This window comes from Pseudomonas sp. NPDC077649, from assembly GCF_044542855.1.
GTDB lineage: Bacteria > Pseudomonadota > Gammaproteobacteria > Pseudomonadales > Pseudomonadaceae > Aquipseudomonas.
In genome coordinates this window covers 499973-526304 of the sequence record NZ_JBITVF010000001.1, presented here as the reverse complement: position 1 = coordinate 526304, position 26332 = coordinate 499973, and the positions used below count along the sequence as shown (strand labels likewise).

The window sequence follows — 26332 nt, the reverse complement described above, 5'->3', positions numbered from 1 at the left end:
CTTATCCCAGAATCGGCGATCCTTGAAGCCCGATCGTCGTCGACAGCCTGGAAGCCCCGTGAAACTCAGCGATATCGCCCGCCTGGCGCAGGTCTCGGTGACCACCGCCAGCTACGTGATCAACGGCCAGGCCGAGCGCCGGCGCATCAGCCCGGCCACGGTGGAGCGGGTGCTGGCGGTGGTCGAGCAGCACGGCTATCGCCCCGACCAGCAGGCCGCCGGCCTGCGCCGCGGGCAGAGCCGCTGCCTGGGCTTCATCCTCCCCGACCTGGAAAACCCCAGCTACGCGCGCCTGGCCAAGCTGCTGGAGCAGAAGGCCCGCGCTGCCGGCTATCAATTGCTGATCGCCAGCTCCGACGACGACCCGCACAGCGAGCGGCAGTTGCTCGAACTGTTCCGCTCGCGCCGCTGCGACGCGCTGATCGTCGCCAGCTGCCTGCCGCCGGACGATCCGCTGTACCGTCGCCTGGTGGCCGGCGGGCTGCCGGTGATCGCGGTGGACCGCGCGCTGGACCCGGCGCATATCCGCTCGGTGGTCAGCGACGACGAGCAGGCCGGCGCCCAGCTCACCGCCAGCCTGCTCACGCCGCCGCCGCGGCATATCGCCCTGCTCGGCGCGCGCCCCGAGTTGGTGATCAGCCAGGCCCGCGAGCGCGGCTTTCGCCAGGCGCTGACGGGCTTCGCCGGGCGCATCAGCGTGCTGCACGGCGAGCAGTTCAGCCGCGCCAGCGGCCAGCGGCAGATGCAGGCGCTGCTGGCCGAGGCCGGCGCCCCCGACGCCCTGCTCACCACCGCCTACGTGCTGCTCGAAGGGGTGCTCGACGCCCTGCGCGAACGGGCGCCGCAAGCCTGGCCGGCGCTGCGCCTGGCCACCTTCGGCGACACCCAGTTGCTGGATTTTCTGCCGCTGCGGGTCAACGCCATGAGCCAGCAGCACGAGCGCATCGCCGAACGGGTGCTGGCCTGGGCGCTGCAGGCGGTGGAGCAGGACGACTACCGCCCCGGCATCGAGGCCATCGACCGCAGCTTCAAGGCGCGGCTGTAGAGCCCGGAGAAGGCGCCGGTAGAAGCCCGCTGGCGGGCGATCGAGCACAGATCGCCGGCCAGACCAGGCGTTCCCGCAGCGCCCACGATCAAGCCAGGCCGCTCAATAAACGACCAGCCGAACCAATGCCGCGCCGGCTCTGCGTCGGCGCCATCGGCGCACAACTTATGCACAGCTTGCTGCACCGTTACTGTGGGTTAAGCGATTGAATCGGCTGGCAAATTTCTGCGCGCCTGGCATCTGCCGGACAAATCGCCGATGCTTGCCCCATGCGCCTGATCGACACCCACACCCACCTGGATTTCCCCGACTTCGACGCCGACCGCGCCGAGGTGCTGGCGCGCAGCCGCGCCCTAGGCGTCGAGCGCCTGGTGGTGCTCGGCGTGTACCAGCCCAACTGGCAACGGCTGTGGGATCTGGTGCAGGCGCAGGAGGGCCTGTACGCCGCCTTCGGCCTGCACCCGGTGTATCTGGAGCAACATCTGCCCGAACACCTGGGCGAACTGCGCGCCTGGCTGACGCGCCTGGCCGGCCATCCGCGGCTCTGCGCGCTGGGCGAGTTCGGCCTGGACTACTACCTGGACAGCCTCGACCGCCAGCGCCAGCAGGCGCTGTTCGAGGCGCAGCTGGCGCTGGCCGCCGAGTTCGAACTGCCCGCCCTGCTCCACGTGCGCCGCGCCCATGCGGCGACCATCGCCACCCTCAAGCGCTTTCGCCTCAAGCGCGGTGGCATCGTCCACGCCTTCGCCGGCAGCTACGAGGAGGCGCGCGAATACCTCAAGCTGGGCTTTCGCCTCGGCCTCGGCGGCGCCGCCACCTGGCCGCAGGCCAACCGCCTGCGCAAGGTGCTCACGCAACTGCCGCTGGCGGCCATGGTGCTGGAGACCGACGCCCCGGACATGGCCCCGGCCATGCACCCGAACCAGCGCAACAGCCCCGAGTACCTGGCGGACATCTGCGCCGAGCTGGCGGCGCTGCGCGGCATCACGGCCGAGGAACTGGCCGCAGCCAGCAGCCGCAATGCCTGCGAATTGTTCGGCTGGACTTAAAACGCCGTAGGAGCCAGCGTGCTGGCAAGGCTAGGCGCCCCGCAGCACCCATGGGGGGCACTGTCGTTGTAGCCCGAATGGAATCCGGACTCAGACGCCAAACCATCCCGGATTGCGTCCGGGCTAAGACTGGTCGTGGGTTAGCTCGAATATCCGTAGGAGAGGCTTTAGCCGCGACTACAACCGCTGAAAGCTCGCCGCTAAAGCACCTGCCACACGCGACCCTACACCCGAAACGCACCGATCAGTTGCTTGAGCCGCGAGACCAGCTCGCTCAGCTCGCGACTGGCCTGCTCGGTCTGGCTGGCGCCGGCGGCGGTACGTTCACCGGCGTGGTTGATCTCGACGATGTTCTGGTCGATGTCGTGGGCCACCGCGGTCTGCTGCTCGGCGGCGGCGGCGATCTGCTGGTTCTGGTCGACGATCAAGCCCACCGCGCCAAGGATGTTCTCCAGCGCCTGCTGCACCTTGGCCGACTCGCTGACCGTGCCATCGGCCATCTGGTGGCTGGCGTTCATCGCCTTGACCGCCGCACCGACGCCGCCCTGCAGCTTGGCGATCATCGACTCGATTTCCTCGGTGGACTGCTGGGTGCGCTTGGCCAGGTTGCGCACCTCGTCGGCCACCACGGCGAAGCCGCGGCCCTGCTCGCCGGCACGCGCCGCCTCGATGGCGGCGTTGAGCGCCAGCAGGTTGGTCTGCTCGGCGATGCCCTTGATCACGTCGAGTACCTGGCTGATCGAGGCGCTGTCGCTGGCCAACTGGTTGATCACCGCCACCGACTGGTCGATCTCGCCGGCCAGACGCTGGATGGCGCCGACCTGGGTCTCGACCAGGGCGCGGCCGCTGACCGTTTCCTGGTTGACGCTCTGCGCGCTGCCCACCGCGGCGGCGGCGCTGCGTGCCACTTCCTGGGCAGTGGCGGACATCTGGTTCATCGCCGTGGCCACCTGCTCGATCTGCGCGCGCTGGCCGGCCACCGCCTGGTTGCTCTCGCCGGACACCAGCTCGACGCGGTCGGCCTGGCCTTCGACTTCGCCGACGGTGTGGCCGACCCGTTCGATCAGGTCGTGAATACGCACCACGGTCTGGTTGAACACCTGGCCCAGTTCACCCAGTTCGTCGCGGCTCTGCGCCTGGAAGCTCACGGTCATGTCGCCGGCGGCGACCTTTTCCATCACCTGGCCGAGGGTCTTCAGGGTGGAGCGGGTGGAGACGTAGAAGCCGGCGTAGAGGTAGAGAATCAACAGGAACACCACTACCAGGGCCGCCACCAGCAGCACCATCTGCGCGCGGTTGTCATTCAGGCGCTCGCTCAGCTGGCTGTCGAGGAAGGCCAGCAGGCCGTCGTTGAAGGCGTGGGTCTTGGCCATCTGCTGGCTGACCTGGTCGTAGAATTGCGCCCAGGGCGTGTCCAGACTGTCGGCGATGATCACCTGATCCTCGAACAGCACGGCGCTGTCCTTGAGGGTCTGCCGGCTGGCCTCGGCCAGGCTGCCCAGGCCGTTCTGCGCGGCGACGTTGCCGGCCAGCGCTTCCTGCAGGTTGAGGCCGTACTCGGCGTGCAGCTTTTCCAGTTGCAGCAGCAGGTCGTCGAACTTGGTGCTGGCCGCGGAGTTGAGGAAGCCCTGGCCCAGGGAGTAGGAGCCGATGGCCCGGCCCTGGCTGAGCACATCGGTGACCTGCGGGGTGACGTTGGCGATCAGCTCGGTGATCTGCCGCACCTGCCGCTGCGGGTCCTGGCTGAGGCCGGCCTGGCTGGCCACCAGCTTGATGAACACCTGGGAGGAGCCGAGCAGCTTCTCGACTATCACCGTCTTGCTCTGCAACGAGGTCTCGGCCTCGGCACTCTTCAGTGCGGCGAGCATCTCGTCGCGCTTGGCAACGAACTCGGCGGCCTGCTCGGCATCGCGCACCACCGGCTCGAGACCTTGCAGGCCGGCGTCGAGCGCCTGCTGCAACTGCTTGATGCGCTCCTCCAGATCGCCGGCCTGACCGGACTGGCCGATCATCGCGTTGATCTGCACCAGGTCGTTGAGGCTCTCCAGATCGCGGCGCAACTGCAGGCTGTCGCCGAGCAACTCGAGGCTTTCCAGTGCGCTCTGGGTGCCGACGAACTGACGATAGGAGTCACGCACCAGGTAGAAGTTGGTGACCAGCATGGGCAGGAAGAACAGAACGCTGATCAGGCTGAACTTCATGCCGAAGCTGAGGCGATTCATCAGCGCGATGGCCGGATACAACACGGTCTTCACTAGACGTCTCCAGTTGCCATTATTGTTATGGGTGTTGCCTGGACCGCCGCCGAGCCTCTCATGGGCTGACGACGGCGTCCTGTGCAGCCCGATCTGTATGTGAGTAGGCGCCGTCTATACAGGCAGGCAGTGAGACGGACATCACGAAAACAGGATCGACCACGGCCTCCTATATACCCGTTATCGACGCCGATCTCTGTAACTTAAGGTTAAGCGTCCGCCCCTGGGGGATTAGGCTCGCCATCCGTCGCCTGGATTAGCCGCAGGCGTAATCCGGGCCATGCAAGCGCCGCGGATTTCGGGTTCCGCGTTGATCGCCGATTGCGCTCAGACCAGTAGCACCCACAGGGCGTAGCCGGCGTACCAGACCACCGCGGCGCGGATCAGCAGCTGCCAGAGCTGATCCAGGGTATCGACGCCCGCCTCGCCCAGCACCGGCGCCGGCATTTCCCCGGCGGCCCGCCCGGCCTTGATCACCAGCTGCGCCGCGGAAATGTCCCAGCTGAGCAGCTCGTGCAGCAAGGCACGGCTGACCGCGACGAAATTGCCGACCAGGGCGAAGCTGGAGGCCAGCACCCGCGCAGGCAGCCAGTCGAAGGCGTGCCGCAGCTGCACCGCGCGTTCGCGCAGCGCCGGCTGCTCGGCATGTTCGGCGCAGAGCGCCAGCAGGCGATAGGCCAGGGCGGCCATGGGCCCGAGCAACAGGTACCAGAAGATCACCGCGAAGAAACTCTGGTAGGCCTGCCACAGCAGATGCCCCTGCACCTGCTGCAGGAGTTCGGCGCCCTCCTCCGGCTGCAGCGCCAGGTCACGCTCCACCACGTGGTAGGCCGCCTGCCCGTCACCGCGGCGCCAGGCGTCGCGAAACGGCCCCAGCGCGGTCAGCAGATCGCCCCGTCCTAGGCTGTAGATCAGCACCAGCAGGTGCACCGGCAGCGCCAGCCAGCCGTAGGCCACCGGTTCGAGCACCAGCAACACCAGGCCCAGCGCCAGCACCGGCACCAGCACCAGCGCCGCCAGGCACAACCAGGGCGCCTGCTGCAGGCTGCCCTGCTGCAGCCGCTGCAACTGGGCCAGCCAGGGGCCGTCCTGCTGGATGCGCAGGCGCCAGGCGGAAAACTTCTCGACCCACAGCACCAGCAGAATCACCAGAAAACTCATCGTACTTCTCCTTTAATCCTTGAGCGCTGCGTGCAGACGCGACCAGTCGAAGGCCGGCCCCGGGTCGGTCTTGCGCCCGGGCGCGATATCGCTGTGGCCGCGAATGCGCTGCGCCGAAAGCGCCGGGTAGGCGGCCAGCAACTGGCGCGTCAGCTCGCCCAGACAGGCATACTGGGCATCGGTGTAGGGCTGCTCGTCGGTGCCTTCCAGCTCCACGCCGAGAGAAAAATCGTTGCAGTTGTCGCGCCCCTCGAACCAGGACTGCCCGGCATGCCAGGCGCGATCCAGGCAGGAGACGAACTGGGTCAGCGTACCGTCGCGCTCGATGAAGAAATGCGCGGAGACCCGCAGCGTGGCGATCTCGGCATAGAAGGGATGCTCGTCCAGCGGCAGGCGGTTCTGGAAGAACGCCTGCACCTTGCTGGTGCCGAACTGCCCGGGCGGCAGGCTGATGTTATGCACCACCAGCAGCGATACCTCGCCGCTTGGCCGCGCATTGAAATTCGGCGAAGGGCAATGGCCAATGCCCTGGAACCAGCCGGTGGAGGGATCAAGCTGCATGGGGCGCTCCTGAACGAGGCCCCACTCTAGAGCAGCCAGCCGCAGCGGCCAAGGGCGCGCAAGGATTGGAAAAGATTCGGCCCGGAAATCGGGCACGTGGCTTCGTAGTGGTAGATTGGGCTGAGGAGCCCGCGACGAAGCCCAACATCAGCGCACGCCGCATCAGCATCACCAGGGCCACATGAGTGGCCCGGCAGAACGCCTCAGGCGTTCTTCAGCTTGCGCAGATTGCCGATCACCGACTCCAGGGCGCGGTCGAACAGCAGCGCGTCGTCGAGCAGGCGGATGGCGTTGCGGCGGAACTCCACGGCCAGGCCGGTGCGGGTTTTCTCCAGCACCTTCATGCCGGTGCGGTTGACGAAGACGAACTTGCCGGTGGGCTTGATGATCGCTGCCAGCTTGCAGCGCAGCTTGTGCTCGTCGTCTTCCTGAAGCTCGACCCAGCTGCCCACGCGCAGGTTGTCCACCTGCAGCAGCGCCTCGTCGTCGTCCGGCAGCGCCACCTCCGGCTCCTGCGGGCGGGTCTGGCCAGGCGCCAGGAGCACGATCTCCTCGACCACCTCGACCATCGCCGGTGCGTCGTCGGCCGCCTCGGCCGGCGGCAGTTCCAGCAGTGGCGCCTCGATACCGGCGTCGGCCTGGGTGCTCGGCACCTCGCCGACTTCGACCTCCGCGACCGCGCGCTTGAAACGCTGAAAGGCCTGCACGTGCAGCATCTCCAGCTGGCTGAAGAACTCGCTGGTGGAGAAGGGATCGAAGGCCGCGCTGGCCATCCCCTCGCGCAGCGCCTTGAGCAAGCCGGGCACCAGTTCCAGCAGGCGCAGGCGCGCCTCGGGATCTTCGTGCGGTGCCACGCTCCAGACCAGGTCGTCCATGGTCTGCAGAGCGGCCTGCCATTCCGGCGAATGCACGCCGTGCTTGAGGCAGGTGAGCATCAACACCTTGCTCCAGGCCTCCTGCAGCAAACGCACCACCACCTCGGGCAGGGTCTTGCCCAGCAGCCGCTCGTTCAGTGCATGCTCCACCTCACGGCGGGCCAGCTCGGCCTTGGCGCTGCCTTCCTCGGCATCGCGGGTGCGCTGCTCGAGCAGCTCGCTGCGCCGACGCTCGTCGCCGGTAAAGGCCATGAACTCGGCGAGCAACTCGGAGAAGATCGCCGGATCGTCGACGAAATCGTTGAGCAAACGCTGCACCACCTGCTCGATCTTCTGATACAGGCTGTCGCGCTGGGCGTCGCCCTGATCGCCCCAACCCAGGGCCGCCGAGGCGATCTCGTTGAGCAGCCGGCGTGCCGGGTGGCTGCCGCGGCTGAAGAAGGTCTTGTCCAGCACCGCGACCTTGAGCATGGGAATCTGCAGGCGGCCGATCAGCGCCTTGAGCGAGTCGGGCAGGGTGCGGTCGTCGAGGATGAACTCGAATAGCATGGACACCAGGTTGATCACGTCTTCGTCGACTTCGCCAACCACGCGCGCTTTGCCGCTCTTGGCGCTGGCGCGCACCAGCAGCTGTTCGAGCTGATCGCGCAGGTCGAAATCGGCGACGCCGACCTGCGCCGGCGCGCGCTGCTGCATGTGCGACAGCAGGCGCATCAGGTCGTTGCTGGAAATCGGCAGCGCATCGGTCACCTGGGCGCGCCTGGGCATCGCCGTACCGCGTACCTGGGAGAGCAGCTCCTGCAGGGCGGCGAACACCTCACGCACGCCCTCGTCGGCCCCGTCCAGCAGCGGAATGCTTTCTTCGCCGGCGGCATGCGCGGAGGCGGCCGCACGTTGCGGCCGCCGCGGCAACGCGGACTTGAGTTCAGGTAGTACGCCGACCGCCACCAGGGTCTGATTGGCTTCGGCATAAAGCTGATCACAGCCGCCTAGCACGTACTTTTCGAACAGCTTGAGGATGATCAGCTTGACCTTGATCTCCACACCCAGGCTGCTACAAGCGTCGAGGAAGCAGGCACTGAGCAGGGCTGGCCCGAGCGGGTTGCCCTTGTCGTCGAGTTTCTTGCTGATCACCGCATTGAGGCGCGTGGTGAGGTGCCCGAGGGCGACGCCGTCGCGGCTCATCACCTTGGCCACCATGGCATCCAGGGCCACGGTTTCTTCCAGCTCGTCATCCTGCACCAGGCTCAGGCTGTCGAACGACGCCGTATCCAGCGCCGGCTGCGGCTTGCCGATCTCGTATTGGTTGAGGTTGGAGAAGGCCTCGAAGACCTTCTGCAGGAAACCGCGCTCGATATTCTTGCGCTTCAGGCGCAAGTCGCGCATGGCTTCGAAAAAGGCGTTCTGCTCAACATTGCTGGTCGCCCGGTCGGCCATCTCGAAGAGGCTGTCGTCGGCATTCTCGAACAGGCTCTGCAGGCTCTGCCTGAGCTGTTGCGCGGCTTTGTCACGCACCTGGATCAGCGCCACGGGCAGTCTTCCTACCGGCGATGTTGGCGATTGCGCAGCGGCGGCCTTGTTCAGGGGCACCACCTTCGCGTCGGTTTTCATTTCAATCTCCTGCAGACTGCCCGTACTTGGGCCATCTGGTCTGCACAGCATCAACCGAGCGTCATCCGTAACATCAATAAAATGGCGTCAAAAAATCGAAAAGCAAAGGCATTATAGAGCGCTCGCTCCCCGAACCAAGCCCATTCTTCCACTTCCATGAAACCGCTCACAAATGCGACACCGACACGCCCAACGACCGCCATCGACCGCTGGGCGCATAGAACAGCGTAACTGTCGAAACGCCAGCACGCTGCACCGATGGTCGGCTGCCCCTATAATCGCCGCACCCCTGACCCGGAGCCGACCATGCCCAACCTGACCCTCGCCGACCTCACCGCCGAAATCGAGGCCAATGTTCGCCGCGCCCTGGCCGAGGACATCGGCAGCGGCGACATCACCGCCCAGCTGATTCCCACCGAGCGCCTGGCCAGCGCCCGCGTCATCACCCGCGAGGCGGCGGTGGTCTGCGGCACGGCCTGGATCGACGCGGTGTTCCGCCAGCTCGACCCGCGCGTGGCGGTGCACTGGCAAGTGCAGGACGGCGAGCGGGTCAGCGCCGAGCAGACCCTGTTCAGCCTCGAAGGCCCGGCCCGCGCCCTGCTCAGCGGCGAACGCAGCGCGCTGAACTTCCTGCAGACCCTGTCGGCCGTCGCCACCCGCTGCCGCCACTACGCCGACCTGGTCGAAGGCACCGCGGTGAAACTGCTGGACACTCGCAAGACGCTGCCCGGTCTGCGCCTGGCGCAGAAATACGCGGTGACCTGCGGCGGCTGCCACAACCACCGCATCGGCCTGTACGACGCCTTCCTTATCAAGGAAAACCATATCGCCGCCTGCGGCGGCATCGCCCAGGCCGTGGCCGCCGCCCACCACATCGCTCCGGGCAAGCCAGTGGAGGTGGAAGTGGAAAACCTGGAAGAACTGCGCCAGGCCCTGGCAGCCGGCGCCGATATCGTCATGCTCGACGAACTGTCGCTGGCGGACATGCGCGAAGCCGTGCGCCTGACCGCCGGCCGCGCCAAACTGGAGGCCTCCGGAGGGATCAACGACAGTACCCTGCGCAGCATCGCCGAGACGGGCGTGGACTATATCTCGCTGGGCACGCTGACCAAGGACGTCAAGGCGGTGGATCTGTCGATGCGGTTGGCACTCTGAGCGGCCGCACAAGACCGATGCTGGATTATATGCATCATTTTACAGGAGCCAGCCTGGCGCCAATCAGAGGATCAAAGGCATCGTTAGCAGGCTAGTTCCTACGGCGTTTCGAAAGTGTCCGCGCCAAGGAAGCCCTGAAATAGCCGTCATACCCGCGCAGGCAGAAATCTAGAACCTGCGTAGTCCCTGGGCTCCCACCAAGGGGTAGAACCCCATCACCGTCACTTTAGCCAGAAGTAATCTCTTCACCGTCGACCTCGTCGTGTTCGACCTTGTTACCCACTTCCTCATCATGGGTGCCAGGTACGCCGAATACCTGCGGGTATTGTCTCTGCATCTCCTGCAGTTCGAACATTGCCGGCAAGTGCCTCCTTTGTCCGTAACCGTAAAGCCGATGAAATAGCCTCAACTGCTCACGCGCCGCATTGGTTTCACCGTTGAGCCCTAACGCAAGCACGTAGCGAAGCAAACCGGAGATGCTCGGGTAGCGATATACCACCTTACGCATCGCCTCCAACTCAGATGCACTCATCTCTGATGTTGGCGGGGTTCGCGCAAAACGAATGAACTCGCGCAGCTGACTCAATAGAACAACATCAGGGGCGGACTGCATCGCCTTCAGCTGACCAACACGCGCCAACTCCATTCGCAACAACCGATGATCCTGCTCGACTACTTGATACTCTCGCCAAAACCAGCCAAACAAACCCACACACAGCGATAGAACGACACCAATCAGCAAGCGTGGAACTACAAATTCGAGTACCTGACGCCTCTCGGCTGCAGCCACCCCCAAAAGCAACCCCAACGGAAAAAGCAAATATGCATATTCATATGGAAACTCGACAATGGAGTGCACCAGAACAAAGCCTGCAGCAAGCAAAGCGAACATACTTTCAGCGCTGCGGGCGAACCATCCAACCCTAAGCAACCAAACAGCAATGCCGAGAATGATCAACCCGCCGACTAACGGCCCATTCCAGACCATCAGATCAAGCATTAGATTGTGGCCATTCAGGGAGATAGAAGGCGCCGAGTAATTCAGCGCACCCTGCATTTGCGCAACAGCAACCTGATTCCAGCCATACCCCCACCAAGGCCCGAGCCATATGTCCTGCCAAAGCTGCGACCAGATAATCAGGCGCTCGTTAGCTGAACCCAAACGAACAACACCACCACCGGACTTAGAAAAGAACTCAAGAGCAAATAGATACGATGCATAAACCCCAAACCACCCAAGCAGCCCTCGCATGCTCAAGCGTGGCTTATAGACATAGGTCTTCGCACCCCAAAATATGATTACTGCAACTGAGGCAAGCAGCGGAGCACGCGACTGAGTCAGCGCCACACCAAATAAAAGAAAACTGGCCAACAACCCAGCTGCGAGAGGGCCTACCAGGTGCTTTTCGTAAACATACAACACCCCGGAAATTCCCAGACACAGAAGAGTTGCCAAATTATTGGGCTGCCCAAGGTTGGCAAATGGGCGCGCACCCGGGGGCAAATCAGCCACCCAGACAGTACTCTCAGCACTACCCGACAAGAGCAACCACTGGCGCAAGGCAATCCAAGTAGACAAGACCGCACCAATAGCAAATAACACGGCCAACAACCGTATAAAAAAATCGCGACTCTCTGGGCGTCCCGCCAAGCTGTAACCAACCTGCAGCATCAGTGCAAAACCAAGCAGATACACTGACGCAATCCATGCGTCGCCAGCAAAGTAAATCACTCCAAAGGCCAGCTGAAGCAGTGGTATCACCGGCAACAAAAAGAAACCGAGTAGCGCCAGCGAAAACTTGACCTGACCAGCTTGCAGCATCGCCGCCACTAGCAGCAAGCCGGCAAAAAAGACCAAAAACTCCTGATAAGCGACCGCCCACGGCGAGAAATGTATAGGAAGAAGCCAAGCCACCAGCAAGGTAACAGCAGCCAACATAAGCAACCACTGAGCACCCTTGTACAAACTCATAGCTAGCATCACTGCAATCGCCACTTATAAAAACGCCCCACACTAGGCGGGGCGCTAATTAACAGCTAGATCAAATGCGTCATTCGGCACAACCAAAAAGATCAAGCTTGCCAAATGGCCCACAGCCCAACATCTAGATTACTTGCAGCTACCCGGCATCCACTCAACAGGAGTACCAGTGCAAGCCCAGCTCTGAATAGGGGTGTTGGTATTTGCAGCAGGAGTGGGAGTCAGGGTAACAGTAACAGCCTGACCACTAACAGTCCCCGAAGCAACGACTACACCAGCGGCACTGACAGTGACACCAGTAACAAATTGCGTTGTATTGCTTGAGGCACACCCATCAAAGCTGGTGGCAGTAAAGGTTGAGGCACTCTGATTGACCTCGGACACACAGGTGCGCGCACCACTCGCCGCAAGCACCACCTCAGAGGCCCGAGCACGATTGGTATAGTCCTGGTACGCCGGCAGGGCGATAGCGGCCAGAATACCGATGATCGCTACCACGATCATCAGTTCGATCAAGGTAAAACCTTTCTGAGCTTTCATTGTGTTCTCCTAGTTGATTAAAGGTCAGCGACCTGCCCCTGCCGCAGCATAAGCCGTGCCAACCTCCGCAACCTATCGTTTCCTGGCAGATTCCCAGCCGACGCACCATCAACCCAGACCGAAAGCCACAAAAAGTGACCCAATACGTCACCTCGCCACCCGTGCATGGCCAGCCTCTATAACTCCTGCTATAAGGCAGCGATCAGAAGAGCGAGACGGGCATGAACGAACCCACAGTCATCCTTTCCGGCCTGGCCAGGCAAATGGTCGTCGCCGAACTGCTGGACGAAAAACAGGCCCAGCAGGCTCAGACGCAGGCACAACGTAACAAGGTGCCATTGGTTACCTACGTGGTGCAGAACAAGCTGGTACGCGGCCGTGACCTCGCAGAGCTGGCCGCCGAGCAGTTCGGCGTCGCCTTTCTCGACCTCAACACCATCGACCGGGACAGCCAGCCCCGCGAGCTGGTCAGCGAGAAGCTGATTCGCCAGCACCGCGTACTGCCGCTGTGGCGCCGCGGCAACAAGCTTTTCGTCGGCCTGTCCGACCCGACCAACCACCAAGCCGTCACCGACGTGCAGTTCAGCACGGGCCTCAATACCGAGGCGATCCTGGTCGAGGACGACAAGCTCGGCGAAGCTATCGACAAGTTCTTCGACACCGCAGCCACCGGCCTGGAAGAGCTGGCGGACGTCGACCTGGACGGGGTGGATGTCCAATCGGTCAACGACGACAGGCAAGACGACACCTCCGGCGGCGATGCCGACGACGCCCCGGTGGTGCGCTTCGTCAACAAGATGCTGCTCGACGCCATCCGCGGCGGTTCCTCGGACCTGCACTTCGAGCCCTACGAGAAGGTCTACCGGGTGCGTTTTCGTACCGACGGCATGCTGCATGAGGTGGCCCGCCCGCCGATCCAGCTGGCCCCACGCCTGTCAGCCCGCCTCAAGGTGATGGCGGCGCTGGATATCTCCGAGCGGCGCAAGCCGCAGGATGGCCGGATCAAGATGAAGATCTCCAAGACCAAGGCCATCGACTTTCGCGTCAACACCCTGCCCACCCTGTGGGGCGAAAAGATCGTGATGCGGATTCTCGACCCCACCAGCGCGCAGATGGGCATCGACGCGCTGGGCTACGAGCCGGAGCAGAAAGACCTGTATATGGCCGCGCTCAAGCAGCCGCAAGGCATGATCCTGGTGACCGGCCCCACCGGTTCGGGCAAGACGGTGTCGCTCTACACCGGCCTAAATATCCTCAACACCGCGGACGTGAACATCTCCACCGCCGAAGACCCGGTGGAGATCAACCTGGAGGGCATCAACCAGGTCAACGTCAATCCCAAGCAGGGCATGGACTTTTCCCAGGCGCTGCGCGCCTTTTTGCGCCAGGACCCGGATATCATCATGGTCGGCGAGATCCGCGACCTGGAAACCGCCGAGATCGCCATCAAGGCCGCGCAGACCGGGCATATGGTGATGTCGACCCTGCATACCAACAGCGCCGCGGAAACCCTCACCCGCCTGCGCAACATGGGCGTGCCCTCGTTCAATATCGCCACCTCGGTCAACCTGATCATCGCCCAGCGCCTGGCGCGCAAGCTGTGCACCAGTTGCAAGAAGGAAATCCAGATACCCCGCGAGACGCTACTAGAGGAAGGTTTCCCCGCAGACAAGATCGGCACCTTCAAGCTCTACGCCCCGGTTGGCTGCGACAACTGCAAGGGCGGTTACAAGGGCCGCGTCGGTATTTATGAAGTGGTTAAAAACACGCCCAACCTGCAGCGGATTATCATGGAAGACGGCAACTCCATCGAGATTGCCGCGCAGATGCGCAAAGACGGCTTTAATGATCTACGCACCTCGGCCCTGGTGAAAGCCATGCAAGGCGTGACCAGCCTCGAGGAAGTCAACCGCGTGACCAAGGATTAACCATGGCAGCAAAAGCGCTCAAGACCAGCACCTTCAGCTGGGAAGGCAAAGACAAGAAGGGCGCCACCGTCAAGGGCGAGATCAGCGGCCAGACCCCGGCGCTGGTCAAGGCGCAGCTGCGCAAGCAGGGCATCAACCCGACCAAGGTGCGCAAGAAATCGGCCTCCCTGTTCGGCGGTGCCGGCAAGAAGATCAAGCCGATGGACATCGCCCTGTTCACTCGGCAAATGGCAACCATGATGAAGGCCGGCGTGCCGCTGCTGCAGTCCTTCGACATCATCGGCGAGGGCTTCGACAACCCCAACATGCGCAAGCTGGTGGACGAGGTGAAGCAGGAGGTCGCCGCGGGCAACAGCCTCGCCGCCTCGCTGCGCAAGAAGCCGCAATACTTCGACGAGCTGTACTGCAACCTGGTGGAGTCCGGCGAGCAGGCCGGCGCCTTGGAGAACCTGCTGGACCGTATCGCCACCTACAAGGAAAAGACCGAAGCGCTCAAGGCCAAGATAAAGAAGGCGATGAACTACCCCATCGCAGTGATCGTGGTGGCGGTTATCGTCTCGGCCATTTTGCTGATCAAGGTGGTGCCGCAGTTCCAGCAGGTGTTCGCAAACTTCGGCGCCGAGTTGCCGGCTTTTACCCTGATGGTAATTGGCCTTTCGCAGACGCTGCAGGAATGGTGGTTCATCATTCTGCTGCTGATGTTCGCCGCCGCCTTTGCCTTCAAGGAAGCACATAAACGCTCGCAGAAGCTCCGCGACTCGGTCGACCGCGGCGTGCTGAAGCTGCCGATAGTCGGCGACATACTCTACAAGTCCGCCGTGGCGCGCTTCGCCCGCACTCTTTCGACCACCTTCGCCGCTGGCGTACCGCTGGTCGATGCATTGGACTCGGTGTCCGGCGCCACCGGCAACGTGGTGTTCAAGAACGCCACCAACAAGATCAAGGCCGACGTGTCCAGCGGCATGCAGCTGAACTTCTCCATGCGCAGCACCGGCACCTTCCCCAGCATGGCGGTGCAGATGACCGCCATCGGTGAGGAGTCCGGCGCCCTGGACGAGATGCTCGACAAGGTCGCCAGCTTCTACGAGGAAGAGGTCGACAATATGGTCGACGGCCTCACCAGTCTGATGGAGCCGGTCATCATGTCGGTGCTGGGCGTGCTGGTGGGCGGTTTGATCATTGCCATGTACCTGCCGATCTTCCAGCTGGGCGCCGTGGTCTGATGTCGCTTTTCGAGTTCCTGGCCAGCCATGCGCTGGCCTTTTCTCTGTGTGCCGGCCTGCTGGGGCTGCTGATCGGCAGCTTCCTCAACGTAGTCATCTACCGCCTGCCGCAGATGATGCAGCGCGACTGGCAGAGCCAGGCGCGTGAGGTCCTGGAGTTGCCGCCGGCGCCCAAGGCGCAAACCTTCAACCTGGTTTTGCCCAATTCCAGTTGCCCCAGCTGCGGCCATGAAATCCGCCCCTGGGAGAATATCCCGCTGATCAGCTACCTGTTCCTGCGCGGCAAGTGCTCGAACTGCAAGGCGCCGATCAGCAAACGCTACCCGCTGGTGGAGCTGGCCTGCGGGCTGCTCTCCGGCTATGTCGCCTGGCATTTCGGCTTTACCTGGCAGGCCGGCGCCATGCTGGTGCTGGCCTGGGGGTTGCTGGCGATGAGCCTGATCGACGCCGACCACCAGTTGCTGCCCGATGTGCTGGTGCTGCCGCTGCTGTGGCTGGGACTGATCGTCAATTACTTCGGCCTGTTCACCAGCCTGGAAGACGCGCTGTGGGGGGCGATTGCCGGCTACCTGAGCCTGTGGTCGGTGTACTGGCTGTTCAAGCTGATCACCGGCAAGGAAGGCATGGGCTACGGCGATTTCAAGCTGCTGGCCATGCTCGGCGCCTGGGGCGGTTGGCAGATTCTGCCGCTGACCATCCTGCTGTCGTCGCTGGTCGGCGCGGTGCTCGGAGTAATCATGCTGCGCCTGCGCGGCAGCGACGCCGGCACGCCGATCCCCTTCGGCCCCTACCTGGCCATCGCCGGCTGGATCGCCCTGCTCTGGGGCGATGCGATTACCGGCAGCTATCTGAAGTTCGCCGGGTTCTAGCCTTGGGGTGCGCCGCGCGCACCAACCAGCCGGTTCCGCCAGAAGCCTAGGCTGGACAGGCCGCCAGGCTTGTCCAGCGCGGAACCGGCAATGGTGGACAAGGCGTCGCCATGTCCACCCTACCCATTCATGCAGTTGCCTTCGCTTGTGGCTTGAGGCTTGCCGCTGGCGGCTCCCTACCCCTACCCTTGCGCCACCCGAATCCAAGGACTTGCCCATGTTGCAATGGATGACTCGCCCGGGCTGGCCCGGCCACCTGCTCGCACTCGGCGCCGGCGCCCTCACCCCGCTGGCCCTCGCCCCCTTCGATATCTGGCCCCTGGCCCTGCTGTCGATCGCCCTGCTCTACCTGGGCCTGCGCGAGCTGCGCCCCGGCCAGGCGGCGCTGCGCGGCTGGAGCTATGGCTTCGGCCTGTTCGCCGCCGGCACCAGCTGGGTCTACGTCAGCATCCATGACTACGGTGCTGCCTCGCCGGCGCTGGCCGGTTTCCTCACCCTGGGTTTCGTCGCCGGTCTCGGCCTGTTCTTCGCCCTGGCCGCCGCGCTCTGGGCGCGCTGGCTGCGCCGCAGCGAGGCGCCGCTGGCCGACGCCCTGGCCTTCGCCGCCCTGTGGCTGGCTCAGGAAGTGTTCCGCGGCTGGTTCCTCACCGGCTTTCCCTGGCTCTACGCCGGCTACAGCCAACTGGACGGGCCGCTGGCCGGCCTGGCGCCGCTCGGCGGGGTCTGGCTGATTTCCTTCAGCCTGGCGCTGTCCGCGGCGCTGCTGGTCAACCTGCCGCGCCTGCGGGCGCGCAAGGCCTTCCTCGCCGTCGGCCTGGTGCTGCTGCTGACGCCCTGGGTCGCCGGTCCGGCGTTCAAGGATCGCCCCTGGACTCGTCCGGCCGGCGACAGCCTGACGGTCGCCGCCGTGCAGGGCAACGTCGAACAGAACCTGAAATGGGACCCGGCCCAGCTCAACGCCCAGCTGGCGCTGTACCGCGACCTCAGCTTCAGCGCCGAGCGGGTGGACCTGCTGGTCTGGCCGGAAACCGCCATCCCGGTGCTCAAGGATCTGGCGCAAGGCTATATCGGCGTGATGGATCGCTTCGCCCGCGAGCAGGGCAGCGCGCTGATCACCGGGGTGCCGGTGCGCCAAGCCAATGAACGCGGCGAGCTGCGTTACTACAACGCCATCACCAGCTTCGGCGACGGCCAGGGCACCTACCTCAAGCAGAAGCTGGTGCCCTTCGGCGAGTACGTGCCGCTGCAGGAGGTGCTGCGCGGGCTGATCGCCTTCTTCGACCTGCCGATGTCCGACTTCGCCCGCGGCCCGGCCGAGCAGCCGCCGTTGCTGGCCAAGGGTTATCGGGTGGCGCCCTATATCTGCTACGAGGTGGTCTACCCGGAGTTCGCCGCGGCGCTGGCGGCCGATAGCGAGATCCTGCTGACGGTGAGCAACGACGCCTGGTTCGGCACCTCCATCGGCCCGCTGCAGCACCTGCAGATGGCGCAGATGCGCGCGCTGGAGGCCGGCCGCTGGATGATCCGCGCCACCAACAACGGCATGACGGTGGTGATCGACCCGCAGGGCCGCATCCAGTTCGAGCTGCCGCAGTTCGAACAGGGCGTGCTCTACGGCGAAGTGCTGCCGATGGCCGGGCTGACACCTTACCTGCAGTGGCGCATCTGGCCGCTGGCGATCCTCTGCGCCCTACTGCTGGGCTGGGCGCTGCTGGCCGGGCGCATGGCCAAGACGGTCTAGCCGGCCGTCTCGGGGGATAAGGCTATGCCTGTGTTAAGCGCTGGGAGTGGGCGCAAAGGCCGTAGGGTGGGCTCTAGCCCACGCCAACCACCCTTGGTGGGCTAAAGCCCACCCTACAAGGCCAAAGCGGATCGCCGCGCGGCGCCCCCTACGCCAGCACGCCGGCTCAGGCCAGTTCGACACGGTTACGGCCCTTGCTCTTGGCCTGGTAGAGGGCGTCGTCGACCCGCTTGTAGAAGGCCTCCGGCGAGTCGTCGCACAGCGGCAGGTAGTCGCCGACGCCGATGCTGCAGGTGATCGACAGGCTCAGCGCCGGCAGCTGCAGCGGCTCCTGCTCCAGTTCGCGGCGAAAGCGTTCGGCCAGGTGCAGGGCCTGCTCCAGGCTGGTGTGCGGCATCAGCACGGCGAACTCCTCGCCACCCAGGCGCAGGAGGATGTCGCTGTCGCGGCGAAACACCTTGCGCATGCGTTCGGCGAACAGGTGCAGGCAGAGGTCGCCGGCGCTGTGGCCGTGGTGGTCGTTGACCTGCTTGAACCAGTCGATATCCAGCAGCACCAGGGCCAGCGGGCTGTGCTGGCGCCGCACGTAGACCAGCCAGTTGGCCAGCAGCACGTTGAACTGGTAGCGATTGCCCAGCCCGGTGAGGGCGTCGGTGCGGCTGCGCTGATCGAGTTCCTCGCTGTGCTGGCGCAGGCGCATCTCGCGCTCCAGGCCGATGCGGTACTCGCGGTGCCAGCGGTAGAGAAACAGCATCATGTAGGCCAGGTAGATCAGCAGCGCCACCGATTCGGCCGGCGCGTCGCGCTCCTGCCAGAACTTCACCACGGTGGCCGGCAGGTAGATCAGCAGCATGGCCAGGGCGCAGGGGCCGCGGCGCATCGGGTAGGTGAAGGCCATCGCGGTGGCGAACACCACCACGTTGAGCATCACCATCAGGTGCGAGACGTCCAGCGCCCGGCTCAGCTCCACCCCGGCCAGCATCAGCCCCCAGAGCAGCGCCTGCAGCAGCATCAGCAGCCAGTGCTGGCGCAGCCAAAGCTGCAGGCCGATCTCGCCGCACTGCTCGCGAGGTTCGTGAAGGATGCGCAGAGCGACGAACAGCAACAGCAACAGGCCGCCGGCCAGCCATAGCCAGAGGTTCTGCGTCGGCGAGCGGCTGGTCAGCCACAACAGGCACCAGGCCAGCAGGTAGTAGAAGCCGCCGAAACGCGAGCGCGCGTGCACGTCGTTCGCCTCGCGCCACAGCTTGAAGGCACTGCTGGACATCTTCACTTCAGGCTGCATGACACGCGCTCCGACCACTACAGCATCAGCCTAGTCGAGTGATAGCGTTTTGCCTCGTCTTGACCTCGGCGCCTCTCGAAGGAGCGAGCTGGATTCACGCAAACTACTCGAAGGGTTGCCGTGCTCAGGCGTACACCAGGCGATCGCGCCCCTGGGCCTTGGCGCGATACAAGGCGCGGTCGACCCGACGGAAGAAGGCCTCGGCTTCGGCGTCCTGTTCGACGTCGAAGCTACCGACACCGAGGCTGGCGGTCAGCGGCAGTAGCTGCTCGCCCAGGCGCAGGCCGTCGCGAGCCAACTCCTGGCGGAATTGCTCGGCCATGGCGGCGGCATGCGCCAGGTCGGTGTTCGGCAGCAGCACGCCGAACTCTTCGCCGCCCAGGCGCAGCAGGGCGTCGCCGTCGCGACGGAACACCTCGCGCAGGCGCTCGGCGAAGGCGCTGAGGCAGGCGTCACCACAACTATGGCCATACTCGTCGTTGATCCGCTTGAACCAGTCGATATCCAGCAGCACCAGCGACAACGGCTCACCGCGGCGCTGGGCGCCGGCCACCAGGCTGGGAAACAGGTTGTTGAACTGGTAGCGATTGCCCAGCTGGGTCAGGCTGTCGGTGCGGCTGAGCAGGTCGAGGCGCGCCTGCTGCTCCAGCAGTTTGAGTTCCAGGGCCAGAGTGGCCTGGTATTCGCGGTGACTGCGGCCGAGCACCAGCAGCAGGTAGCTCAGGTAGCAGGCCAGGGTCACCAGCAGCGCGCGCTGCTGCGGCCACTCCAGCGCCAGCACGACCAGACCGGGCAGGTAGAGCAGCGCGATGGCGAGCATGGCGCGGCGCTTGCGCATGGCGAAGTTGAAGGTCATCGCCGTGCTGAAGGCGACGGTGGCCAGGGTGGCGATCAGCGCCGAGTCGGCGAACTCGCTGCGGTACAGCGCCCAGGCGTGGGCCTGGCCCCAGCACAGCGAGGTGAGCAGCAGCAGGCCCCAGTGCTGGTCGAGCCAGCGCTGCAGCTGTTGCGGGTTGTCCAGCGGGCCGGGACGGTGCAGCTGACGCGACAGCAGCAGGACGAAGAACAGCGCACTACCCCCCAGGCCGACGGCGAGCAGGCCAGCGGGGTCGGCGCTGAACAGCCAGGTCAGCAGCCAGGCCAGCAGGTAGTAGAAACCGCCCAGACGGGTCCGAATGCGGGTGTCTTGCACTTCGCGCCAGAGGGCAAAGGCGGCGGGATGGCGCGGTACTTCGGCGTCGGTCATGGCGTTTGTGATCACAGCAACTACTGGCCTGAGCATAGCGCCTTTTGCCGAGCAGCGAGATATCGAACTGCCAGTATCGTTGCGCCGCCCGTCTGCCGGCGCTCAGCGCAACAGCAGCAGCGGGCTGACGCTGGTCTGCAGCATATGGCTGGTGGTGCTGCCGACCAGGAACTGGCGGATGCGCGAATGGCCATAGGCACCCATCACCAGCAGGTCGATGTCCTGCTCGGTCTGGTAGTCGTGCAGGCTCGGCTCGACCTCGCCGGCGCGGATCGCCAGCTGCACCTGATGGCCGCCGGCGACCAGGCGCCGCTCGGCCTGCTGCAACTGGGCGCGAGCGGCGTCGCTGTCGGCGCCGACCATCACCACATGGATCGGCAGGCCCTGGAACAGCGGGCTGGCGGCGAGCAGCTCGACGCCCTTGTCGCAGGTGGCGCTGCCGTCGTAGGCCAGCATCAGGCTGCGCGGCGCCCGGAACTGGCCGGGGCTGACCAGAATCGGCCGATGCAGGGTGCGGATCACGCTTTCCAGCTGGCTGCCCACCAGTTGGCTGACCGCGTCGCTGGTCTCGCCCTGGCGGCCGATCACCAGCAGACGGATGTCGTTCTCCAGCTCGCGCAGACTGTCCACCAGATCGCCATGGCGCTGGCGCAGCTGCGGGTTGGCCACGCCGTCGCGCTGGACGCGTTCCCTGGCCGCCTCCAGGGCCAGGCGACCTTGCTCCAGCCCCAGCTTGCTGCGCCGTTCGTCGAGTTCGGCCAGTTCCTGCAGCAGCTGCTCGCGGCTGCCCAAGGCGATATTGCCGGACAGGTCGCTGCGCGGCGGGTACTGCTTGTGGTCGAGCACATGCAGCAGGGTCAGCGGCGCGCCCAGACGCAGGCTGGCCCAGGCGGCGTAGTCGCACACCGCCGGGGACGACAGGGAACCGTCGATGCAAGCCAGTACCTGGGTCATGGTGGTTGCTCCTCTCGCTCAAGTCCGGCCTCAACGGCTCGCGGCATCACCTTAGCAACCCCGCCCTCGAAGTCAAAGGCGGCGCGCAGCCGCCAGGCCCGGCTAACACCCGGTTACCTTTTGCCCCAGAGCCCCGACCGAACACATGCCGCAGCGCCCGATCGAACGCCAGCCTCTTGCGAGGCCGGCAGGCGCGTTCAACTGCAACACAGGGCCGCCATACTGCCGTTTTCCCACCTGTCTGCGAGCGCTTTAGCGATGCTGTCCGCTGCCAAGGGGGTGCTAGGAAGGCTACCTGTCGTCAGCCCATGGAAATGGGCACTGTTGCTATTCGTCCTGCTGATGGTCTATCAGGTGCGCGCCCTGCATCTGGACGACCGCCTGTACTTCTGGATCAAGACCAGTTGGCACGAAGAGGCCTGGGAACACCGCAGCCTGTGGCTGCCGGAATACCGCGTGAGCATCGAGGCCAAGGCGGTGGCTGGGGTGACGGACAATTTCTCCGGGCTGAGCTACGACGACGACCGCGACCAGCTCTGGGCCGTGGTCAACAACCCCGAACAGTTGCTGCGCCTGAGCCCGGATGGCGAGTTGCTCGCGCGCTACCCGCTGAGCGGTTTCGAGGACGTCGAAGGCGTCACCTACCTGGGCGACGGCCTGTTGCTGCTGGCCGAGGAACGCCAGCACGGCCTGGTGGCGGTTCAGGTGCCGGAAAAGCCGGGGCCGCTGTTTCGCGAGGACTACCGGGCGCTGACCCTGGGCATCGGCCTGGGCGGCAACCAGGGCTTCGAGGGGCTGGGCTACGACCGCGCCGGCGACCGCCTGTTCGTGGTCAAGGAACACTCGCCGCGCAAGCTCTACGAAATCCGCGGCCTGAAAAGCAGCCTGGCCGGCGACTTCAACCTGGAGATCATCGACCGCCAGGCCTGGATCGAACGCAAGGTGTTCGCCACCGACCTGTCGTCCGTGCATTTCGACGAACGCACCGGGCATCTGGTGCTGCTCAGCGACGAATCCCAGCTGCTGATCGAGCTGGACGGCGCGGGCCAGCTGATCAGCTTCCGCTCCCTGCTGCAGGGCTTCGCCGGCCTGGGCAGCAGCGTGCCGCAGGCCGAGGGGGTGACCTTCGACAAGCGCGGCAACCTCTACCTGGCCAGCGAACCCAACCTGTTCTACCGCTTCGAGCGCGACTGACCCAGCCTTGCCGGGTAGGTCGGGCGGCGCTCCGCTCTAGCCCACGCCACCGCCCGTGGTGGGCTGAAGCCCACCCTACGCGTTGTCCCCACTCCCAACTCTTGCCTTTGCAAGCGCCGGCAGGCTCAGCCGCGGCGAATCAGCCAGATGCCGGCGACGATCAGCAACAGGCCGGCAACCTTGCCCAGGCTGATCGGCGCCTGGCGAAAGCCGGCCCAGCCGAAGTGGTCGAGCAGCAGCGCCATGCCCAGCTGGCCGGCGATCACCAGCACCATGAACAGCAGCGCGCCGACCCGCGGTCCGGCGAAGGCGGCGGTGGCGATGAAGAAGGCGCCGAGCAGGCCGCCGCTCCAGTGCCACCAGGTCAGCCCCTTGAGCGCGGCGAAGCTCGGCGCCTCGCGCTGCACCAGCACCATCAGCAGCAGCGCCAGGCCGCCCACGGCGAAGGAGATGAAGGCCGCCGCCAGCACGCTGGAAACCTGCTTGGCCAGCTGGCCGTTGATCCCGGCCTGCAGCGGCAGGAAGGCGCCGGCGACCAGCGGCAGGGCGAGCATCCACCAGGGTATGGCAGGCATGGCGATCTCCAGCAGAACACGAGCGCGCGATTATGCCGCAAATCCTGTCCGCCCCGTCAGCCCACGGAGGCCGGCGGCATCACAGCGGCTTGCTGAACTGCAGCAGGGCGACCCGCTGCTGGCGGTGATCGCGACGCTCCACCAGGGCGCTGAGCGCGTAGCCCAGGCGCGGATAGAGCAGCAGCCCGGCGCTGTTGGCGTTGAAGCAGGACACGCGCATCTCGCGGGCCTTGAAGTGCTGACGGGCGAGCGCCTCCATGGCCTCGATCAGCCGCTGCGCCACGCCCTGGCCGCGCGCCCAGGGCGCCACCATGACGTTGCCCAGGGCGCAATACTCGCCGTGCTGCCACTGGTAGAAGTTGGCGAAGCCGGCGACCCGGTCGTCCAGGCAGACCACCGTGCTGTCGCGGCGCTCGGCCATGGCCGCGGCCAGTTGGCCGACGCTCAGCGGCCAGCTGGCCTTGGGGTAGCAGTAGAAGAGTTCGTCGGCGTTCTGCGGGAAGGTCACCACCGCGGCGAGGTCGGCGGCCTGCGCCGGGCGGACGGTGAAGCTGGAGGTCGTGGGCATGGCGGGACCAGTCGGGGAAGGAGATGCCGAGCCTAGTGGGTCGTCTGGCAATAATCCATCGCGCCGCGATTCTCCGCGACAGCCTGATGACCTCAGCGTGGCGGATACTGCGCCAACACCTTGGCCACGGTCTCGCGGATCGCCGCGGCGCGCTCGGCCGGGCTGGGAGCGTTGTTGCGCAGCACCTGCCGGGCGCTGCCGCGCCAGACCAGCTTGCCGTCGCGGCCGTCGATCAGGTCGATCTGCAGGGTGCCGACCTGGTAATCCAGGGTGCGCGTCTCGGTGTAGGCCGGGCCGCCCCAGTAGCCGCCCCAGGGCCCGCCCCAGAAGCCGCCGTGGTAGGTGCTGACCTGGCTCTGCTTGTTCTCCACGATCAGCGCCGCCCGCACCCGCAAGTCGGCCGGGGTGCCGCCGGCGGCCGGACGCAGGCCGCGCTGGTCGAGCTGTTCGGCGGTGGCGTCGCGGATGCGCTGCTCGGTGAGATCGCTGTGCAGCCGCGGGTCGTTGGGGCTGTAGGTCAGCGCCGGCTCCTGCCAGCTCCAGCTGCGGTAGGCAGCAAAGTCGCGGCTGGTGTCGTAGTCGCGCTCGACCTGGATGCTCTGGCAGGCGGCCAGCAGCGCCAGGGCCGGGAGAATCAGTAGACGCGGGAACATGGTGGTTTTTCCTCAGCCATCAATAGGGCGGGTAACCGCGCAGGGCGGCCTTGACCGCGGCGCGCAGGGCATCGGCGCGCTCGCTCTGGCTGCCGCCGCTGCGCGCCTCGCCGCTGCCGCTCCACACCGGCTGGCCGTCGCGGCCGTCGAAGAACTGCACGTACACCACCGCCACTTCCTCTTCGTAGGTGCGCACCAGCGGCACGCTGCCCCAGGCGCCGTAGCCATCCCAGTGCCGGCCATGGCCGTAGTAGGCGCCATAGTCGTCGTAATACTGGCGCAGGCGCCGCTCCAGGTTGAGCGAGGCGCTGACCTGCAGGTCGCCGGGCTGGCCGGCCGGCGCCGGACGCAGGCCGTGCTGGTCGAGGCCGCTGCCGAGGCTTTCGGCCAGCAGCTCGCTGCCGGCCCAGGCGCTACCCGCCGGCAGCTGGCCGCCCTGCCAGCTCCAGTTGCGGTAGCGTCCGTAGTCGCGCGGCGGCGCCGGGTAGGCGCTGCGGTCGAAGACCTGGGCGGCCTCGGGCGGCGCCGGCGGCATCGGCAGGGATTGCGCCTGGTAGGGATTGGGGCTCTGGCAGGCGACCAGCAACGGCAATGACAGGATGGCGATGGCGGTGCGCATGGTGTTCTCCGTGGTCGCGCGCGGCATACCCAGTGGTTTCAGGCTACGCCCGGCCTGCCGCGGCGTCCATCGCGGCCGATCAGAGCGGCCGGCACAGCCAGTGCAGGTAGCGCCCCAGCCCGGCGAAGCTGGGGTGGCGGCGGTAGGCCAGCTCCATTTCCAGCAGGTCGAGCAGCTCGGCCTTGGCCTGGAATTCCTGCGGCATGTAGTCGTGGAACACGCGCACGCCGCTGCGGCTTTCGACCTGCCACTGCGCACCGAGTTGCGCCGCCAGCTCGCGTGGGTCGAGCGGGCGTTGCGGGGTCAGGCTCTGCCCCTCGCCGGCGAAGCGCTCCTTGCGCAGCTTGCGGAAATGGCCCTTGAGCAGGTTGCGGTAGACCAGCGCGTCCTTGTTGTAGAAGGCCAGCGACAGCCAGCCGTCCGGCGCGACCAGCTGGTGCAGCACCGGCAGGATCGCCGCCGGCTCGGCCAGCCATTCCAGCACGGCGTGGCACAGCACCAGGTCGAAGGGCTGCTCGAGCTGGCCGAGCAACTCCTGCCAGGGCGCCTGGATAAAGGTGGCGGCCTGGCCGGCCTCGGCGAAGCGCTGGCGGGCGCCGTCGAGCATCGGCGCGGCCGGCTCGGCCAGGGTCAGCTGGTGGCCGCGCTGGGCCAGCCACAGGCTCATGTGGCCGAGCCCGGCGCCGACGTCGAGCACCCGTAGCGGACGCTCGGGCAGCGCCTCGGCCAGGTCGGCCTGGAGCACGGCGAGGCGGATGGCGCCCTTGGCGCCGCCGTAGATCTTCTCGGCGAAACGGGTCGCCAGCTCGTCGAAGTGGCGGTCGCTCATTGGCCGAAGCGCCGTTCGCTGTCGGCCAGCTTGGCCCGCACCACCTGCTCCATGTCCAGACCCAGTTCGCTGCACAGCAGCAGCAGGTAGAGCACGATGTCGCCGACTTCCTGGCCGGCGTGGGCGAGCTTGTCCGCCGGCAACTGGCGCGATTCGTCCTCGGACAGCCACTGGAAGATCTCCACCAGCTCGGCCATTTCCACGCTGGCGGCCATGGCCAGGTTCTTCGGGCTGTGGAAGCGCTTCCACTGGTTGCCGTCGCGGATGGCGTGCAGACGGGCGGTGAGTTCGGGCAGGTTCATGACGGGCTCCTTTCGAGCCGCATAGCTTCGGCTCGAACGGGGCGTGCTGCAAGCGGCGCTTGACCGGCGCGTAGCCCGGATGCAACCCGGCAAAGGTGCATCCCGCCCCCCCG

At 65.5% G+C, this 26332-nt stretch carries 23 protein-coding genes and 1 pseudogene; 8 read left to right on the top strand and 16 right to left on the bottom strand.

Features of this window, described 5'->3' with window-relative positions:
• Positions 1–58 precede the first annotated feature (58 nt).
• On the top strand, positions 59–1045 hold the full coding sequence (cra, locus tag ACIGFL_RS02285) for a catabolite repressor/activator (RefSeq protein ID WP_397496004.1): 987 nt from the start codon (positions 59–61) through the stop codon (positions 1043–1045).
• A 269-nt stretch (positions 1046–1314) separates the two neighbouring features.
• A complete protein-coding gene (locus ACIGFL_RS02280; protein ID WP_397496003.1) occupies positions 1315–2094 on the top strand; it encodes a TatD family hydrolase in 780 nt (259 codons plus the stop codon).
• A 224-nt stretch (positions 2095–2318) separates the two neighbouring features.
• Here ACIGFL_RS02280 and ACIGFL_RS02275 read toward each other — a convergent pair whose 3' ends face one another.
• From ACIGFL_RS02275 to ACIGFL_RS02255, 5 genes and pseudogenes are all read right to left on the bottom strand, one after another.
• A complete protein-coding gene (locus ACIGFL_RS02275; RefSeq protein ID WP_371921463.1) occupies positions 2319–3023 on the bottom strand; it encodes a methyl-accepting chemotaxis protein in 705 nt (234 codons plus the stop codon).
• Positions 3024–3173: 150 nt separating this feature from the next.
• Positions 3174–3380, bottom strand: a pseudogene (locus ACIGFL_RS02270) (HAMP domain-containing protein); the annotation flags it as partial.
• Between the two features lie 1296 nt (positions 3381–4676).
• Positions 4677–5510, bottom strand: a complete 834-nt coding sequence (gene ampE / locus ACIGFL_RS02265) for a regulatory signaling modulator protein AmpE (protein WP_122108142.1) — start codon at positions 5508–5510, stop codon at positions 4677–4679.
• A gap of 12 nt (positions 5511–5522) precedes the next feature.
• Positions 5523–6071, bottom strand: coding sequence for a 1,6-anhydro-N-acetylmuramyl-L-alanine amidase AmpD (ampD, locus tag ACIGFL_RS02260; RefSeq protein WP_122108141.1), 549 nt, complete (start codon positions 6069–6071; stop codon positions 5523–5525).
• Positions 6072–6274: 203 nt separating this feature from the next.
• On the bottom strand, positions 6275–8557 hold the full coding sequence (locus ACIGFL_RS02255; RefSeq protein WP_397496002.1) for a DUF1631 domain-containing protein: 2283 nt from the start codon (positions 8555–8557) through the stop codon (positions 6275–6277).
• Positions 8558–8863: 306 nt separating this feature from the next.
• Between ACIGFL_RS02255 and nadC the strand changes: the two genes are divergently transcribed.
• Positions 8864–9712: a carboxylating nicotinate-nucleotide diphosphorylase gene (gene nadC, locus ACIGFL_RS02250; RefSeq protein ID WP_397496001.1), complete on the top strand. Its 849-nt coding sequence runs from the start codon at positions 8864–8866 to the stop codon at positions 9710–9712.
• Between the two features lie 226 nt (positions 9713–9938).
• On the opposite strand, the gene ACIGFL_RS02245 is transcribed toward nadC, so the two are convergent.
• Together ACIGFL_RS02245 and ACIGFL_RS02240 are read right to left on the bottom strand one after the other, a co-directional pair.
• Positions 9939–11684, bottom strand: a complete 1746-nt coding sequence (locus ACIGFL_RS02245; protein WP_397496000.1) for a Wzy polymerase domain-containing protein — start codon at positions 11682–11684, stop codon at positions 9939–9941.
• A gap of 138 nt (positions 11685–11822) precedes the next feature.
• Complete coding sequence (locus ACIGFL_RS02240) at positions 11823–12233, bottom strand: prepilin-type N-terminal cleavage/methylation domain-containing protein (protein WP_397495999.1); 411 nt, start codon at positions 12231–12233, stop codon at positions 11823–11825.
• A 221-nt stretch (positions 12234–12454) separates the two neighbouring features.
• Here ACIGFL_RS02240 and pilB point away from each other — a divergent pair, with 221 nt between their 5' ends.
• The 4 genes from pilB to lnt all read left to right on the top strand — a co-directional run bounded on the left by pilB (position 12455) and on the right by lnt (position 17994).
• Positions 12455–14161, top strand: a complete 1707-nt coding sequence (pilB, locus tag ACIGFL_RS02235) for a type IV-A pilus assembly ATPase PilB (RefSeq protein WP_397495998.1) — start codon at positions 12455–12457, stop codon at positions 14159–14161.
• 2 nt (positions 14162–14163) lie between these two features.
• Positions 14164–15384, top strand: coding sequence for a type II secretion system F family protein (locus ACIGFL_RS02230; protein WP_397495997.1), 1221 nt, complete (start codon positions 14164–14166; stop codon positions 15382–15384).
• Positions 15384–16253: a prepilin peptidase gene (locus ACIGFL_RS02225; RefSeq protein ID WP_397495996.1), complete on the top strand. Its 870-nt coding sequence runs from the start codon at positions 15384–15386 to the stop codon at positions 16251–16253. The genes ACIGFL_RS02230 and ACIGFL_RS02225 overlap by 1 nt, the downstream gene beginning before the upstream one ends.
• Positions 16254–16470: 217 nt before the next feature.
• Positions 16471–17994 carry an apolipoprotein N-acyltransferase gene (gene lnt / locus ACIGFL_RS02220; protein ID WP_397495995.1) on the top strand — a complete coding sequence of 508 codons (1524 nt, stop codon included), beginning with the start codon at positions 16471–16473 and terminating at the stop codon, positions 17992–17994.
• Positions 17995–18160: 166 nt separating this feature from the next.
• On the opposite strand, the gene ACIGFL_RS02215 is transcribed toward lnt, so the two are convergent.
• From ACIGFL_RS02215 to ACIGFL_RS02205, 3 genes are all read right to left on the bottom strand, one after another.
• Positions 18161–19279, bottom strand: coding sequence for a GGDEF domain-containing protein (locus ACIGFL_RS02215; protein WP_397495994.1), 1119 nt, complete (start codon positions 19277–19279; stop codon positions 18161–18163).
• A gap of 124 nt (positions 19280–19403) precedes the next feature.
• Positions 19404–20525, bottom strand: coding sequence for a GGDEF domain-containing protein (locus ACIGFL_RS02210; RefSeq protein WP_397495993.1), 1122 nt, complete (start codon positions 20523–20525; stop codon positions 19404–19406).
• 102 nt (positions 20526–20627) lie between these two features.
• Entirely contained in the window at positions 20628–21479 is an 852-nt protein-coding gene (locus ACIGFL_RS02205) for a universal stress protein (protein WP_397495992.1), read from the bottom strand.
• Positions 21480–21737: 258 nt separating this feature from the next.
• Between ACIGFL_RS02205 and ACIGFL_RS02200 the strand changes: the two genes are divergently transcribed.
• Positions 21738–22673, top strand: coding sequence for an SdiA-regulated domain-containing protein (locus ACIGFL_RS02200; protein ID WP_031302759.1), 936 nt, complete (start codon positions 21738–21740; stop codon positions 22671–22673).
• Between the two features lie 125 nt (positions 22674–22798).
• Here ACIGFL_RS02200 and ACIGFL_RS02195 read toward each other — a convergent pair whose 3' ends face one another.
• The 6 genes from ACIGFL_RS02195 to ACIGFL_RS02170 all read right to left on the bottom strand — a co-directional run bounded on the left by ACIGFL_RS02195 (position 22799) and on the right by ACIGFL_RS02170 (position 26219).
• The gene (locus ACIGFL_RS02195; RefSeq protein WP_031302760.1) at positions 22799–23248 is read right to left on the bottom strand and encodes a DMT family transporter; all 450 of its coding nucleotides are present in this window, start codon (positions 23246–23248) and stop codon (positions 22799–22801) included.
• Between the two features lie 79 nt (positions 23249–23327).
• Positions 23328–23816 carry a GNAT family N-acetyltransferase gene (locus tag ACIGFL_RS02190; RefSeq protein ID WP_397495991.1) on the bottom strand — a complete coding sequence of 163 codons (489 nt, stop codon included), beginning with the start codon at positions 23814–23816 and terminating at the stop codon, positions 23328–23330.
• A gap of 92 nt (positions 23817–23908) precedes the next feature.
• On the bottom strand, positions 23909–24469 hold the full coding sequence (locus ACIGFL_RS02185) for a DUF4136 domain-containing protein (RefSeq protein ID WP_397495990.1): 561 nt from the start codon (positions 24467–24469) through the stop codon (positions 23909–23911).
• A gap of 19 nt (positions 24470–24488) precedes the next feature.
• Positions 24489–25088 (bottom strand): DUF4136 domain-containing protein, encoded by a 600-nt coding sequence (locus ACIGFL_RS02180; protein ID WP_397495989.1) that lies wholly within the window; start codon positions 25086–25088, stop codon positions 24489–24491.
• A gap of 79 nt (positions 25089–25167) precedes the next feature.
• On the bottom strand, positions 25168–25917 hold the full coding sequence (locus tag ACIGFL_RS02175) for a methyltransferase domain-containing protein (protein WP_397495988.1): 750 nt from the start codon (positions 25915–25917) through the stop codon (positions 25168–25170).
• The gene (locus ACIGFL_RS02170; protein WP_021445759.1) at positions 25914–26219 is read right to left on the bottom strand and encodes a MazG-like family protein; all 306 of its coding nucleotides are present in this window, start codon (positions 26217–26219) and stop codon (positions 25914–25916) included. The genes ACIGFL_RS02175 and ACIGFL_RS02170 overlap by 4 nt, the downstream gene beginning before the upstream one ends.
• Between the last annotated feature and the right edge of the window lie 113 nt (positions 26220–26332).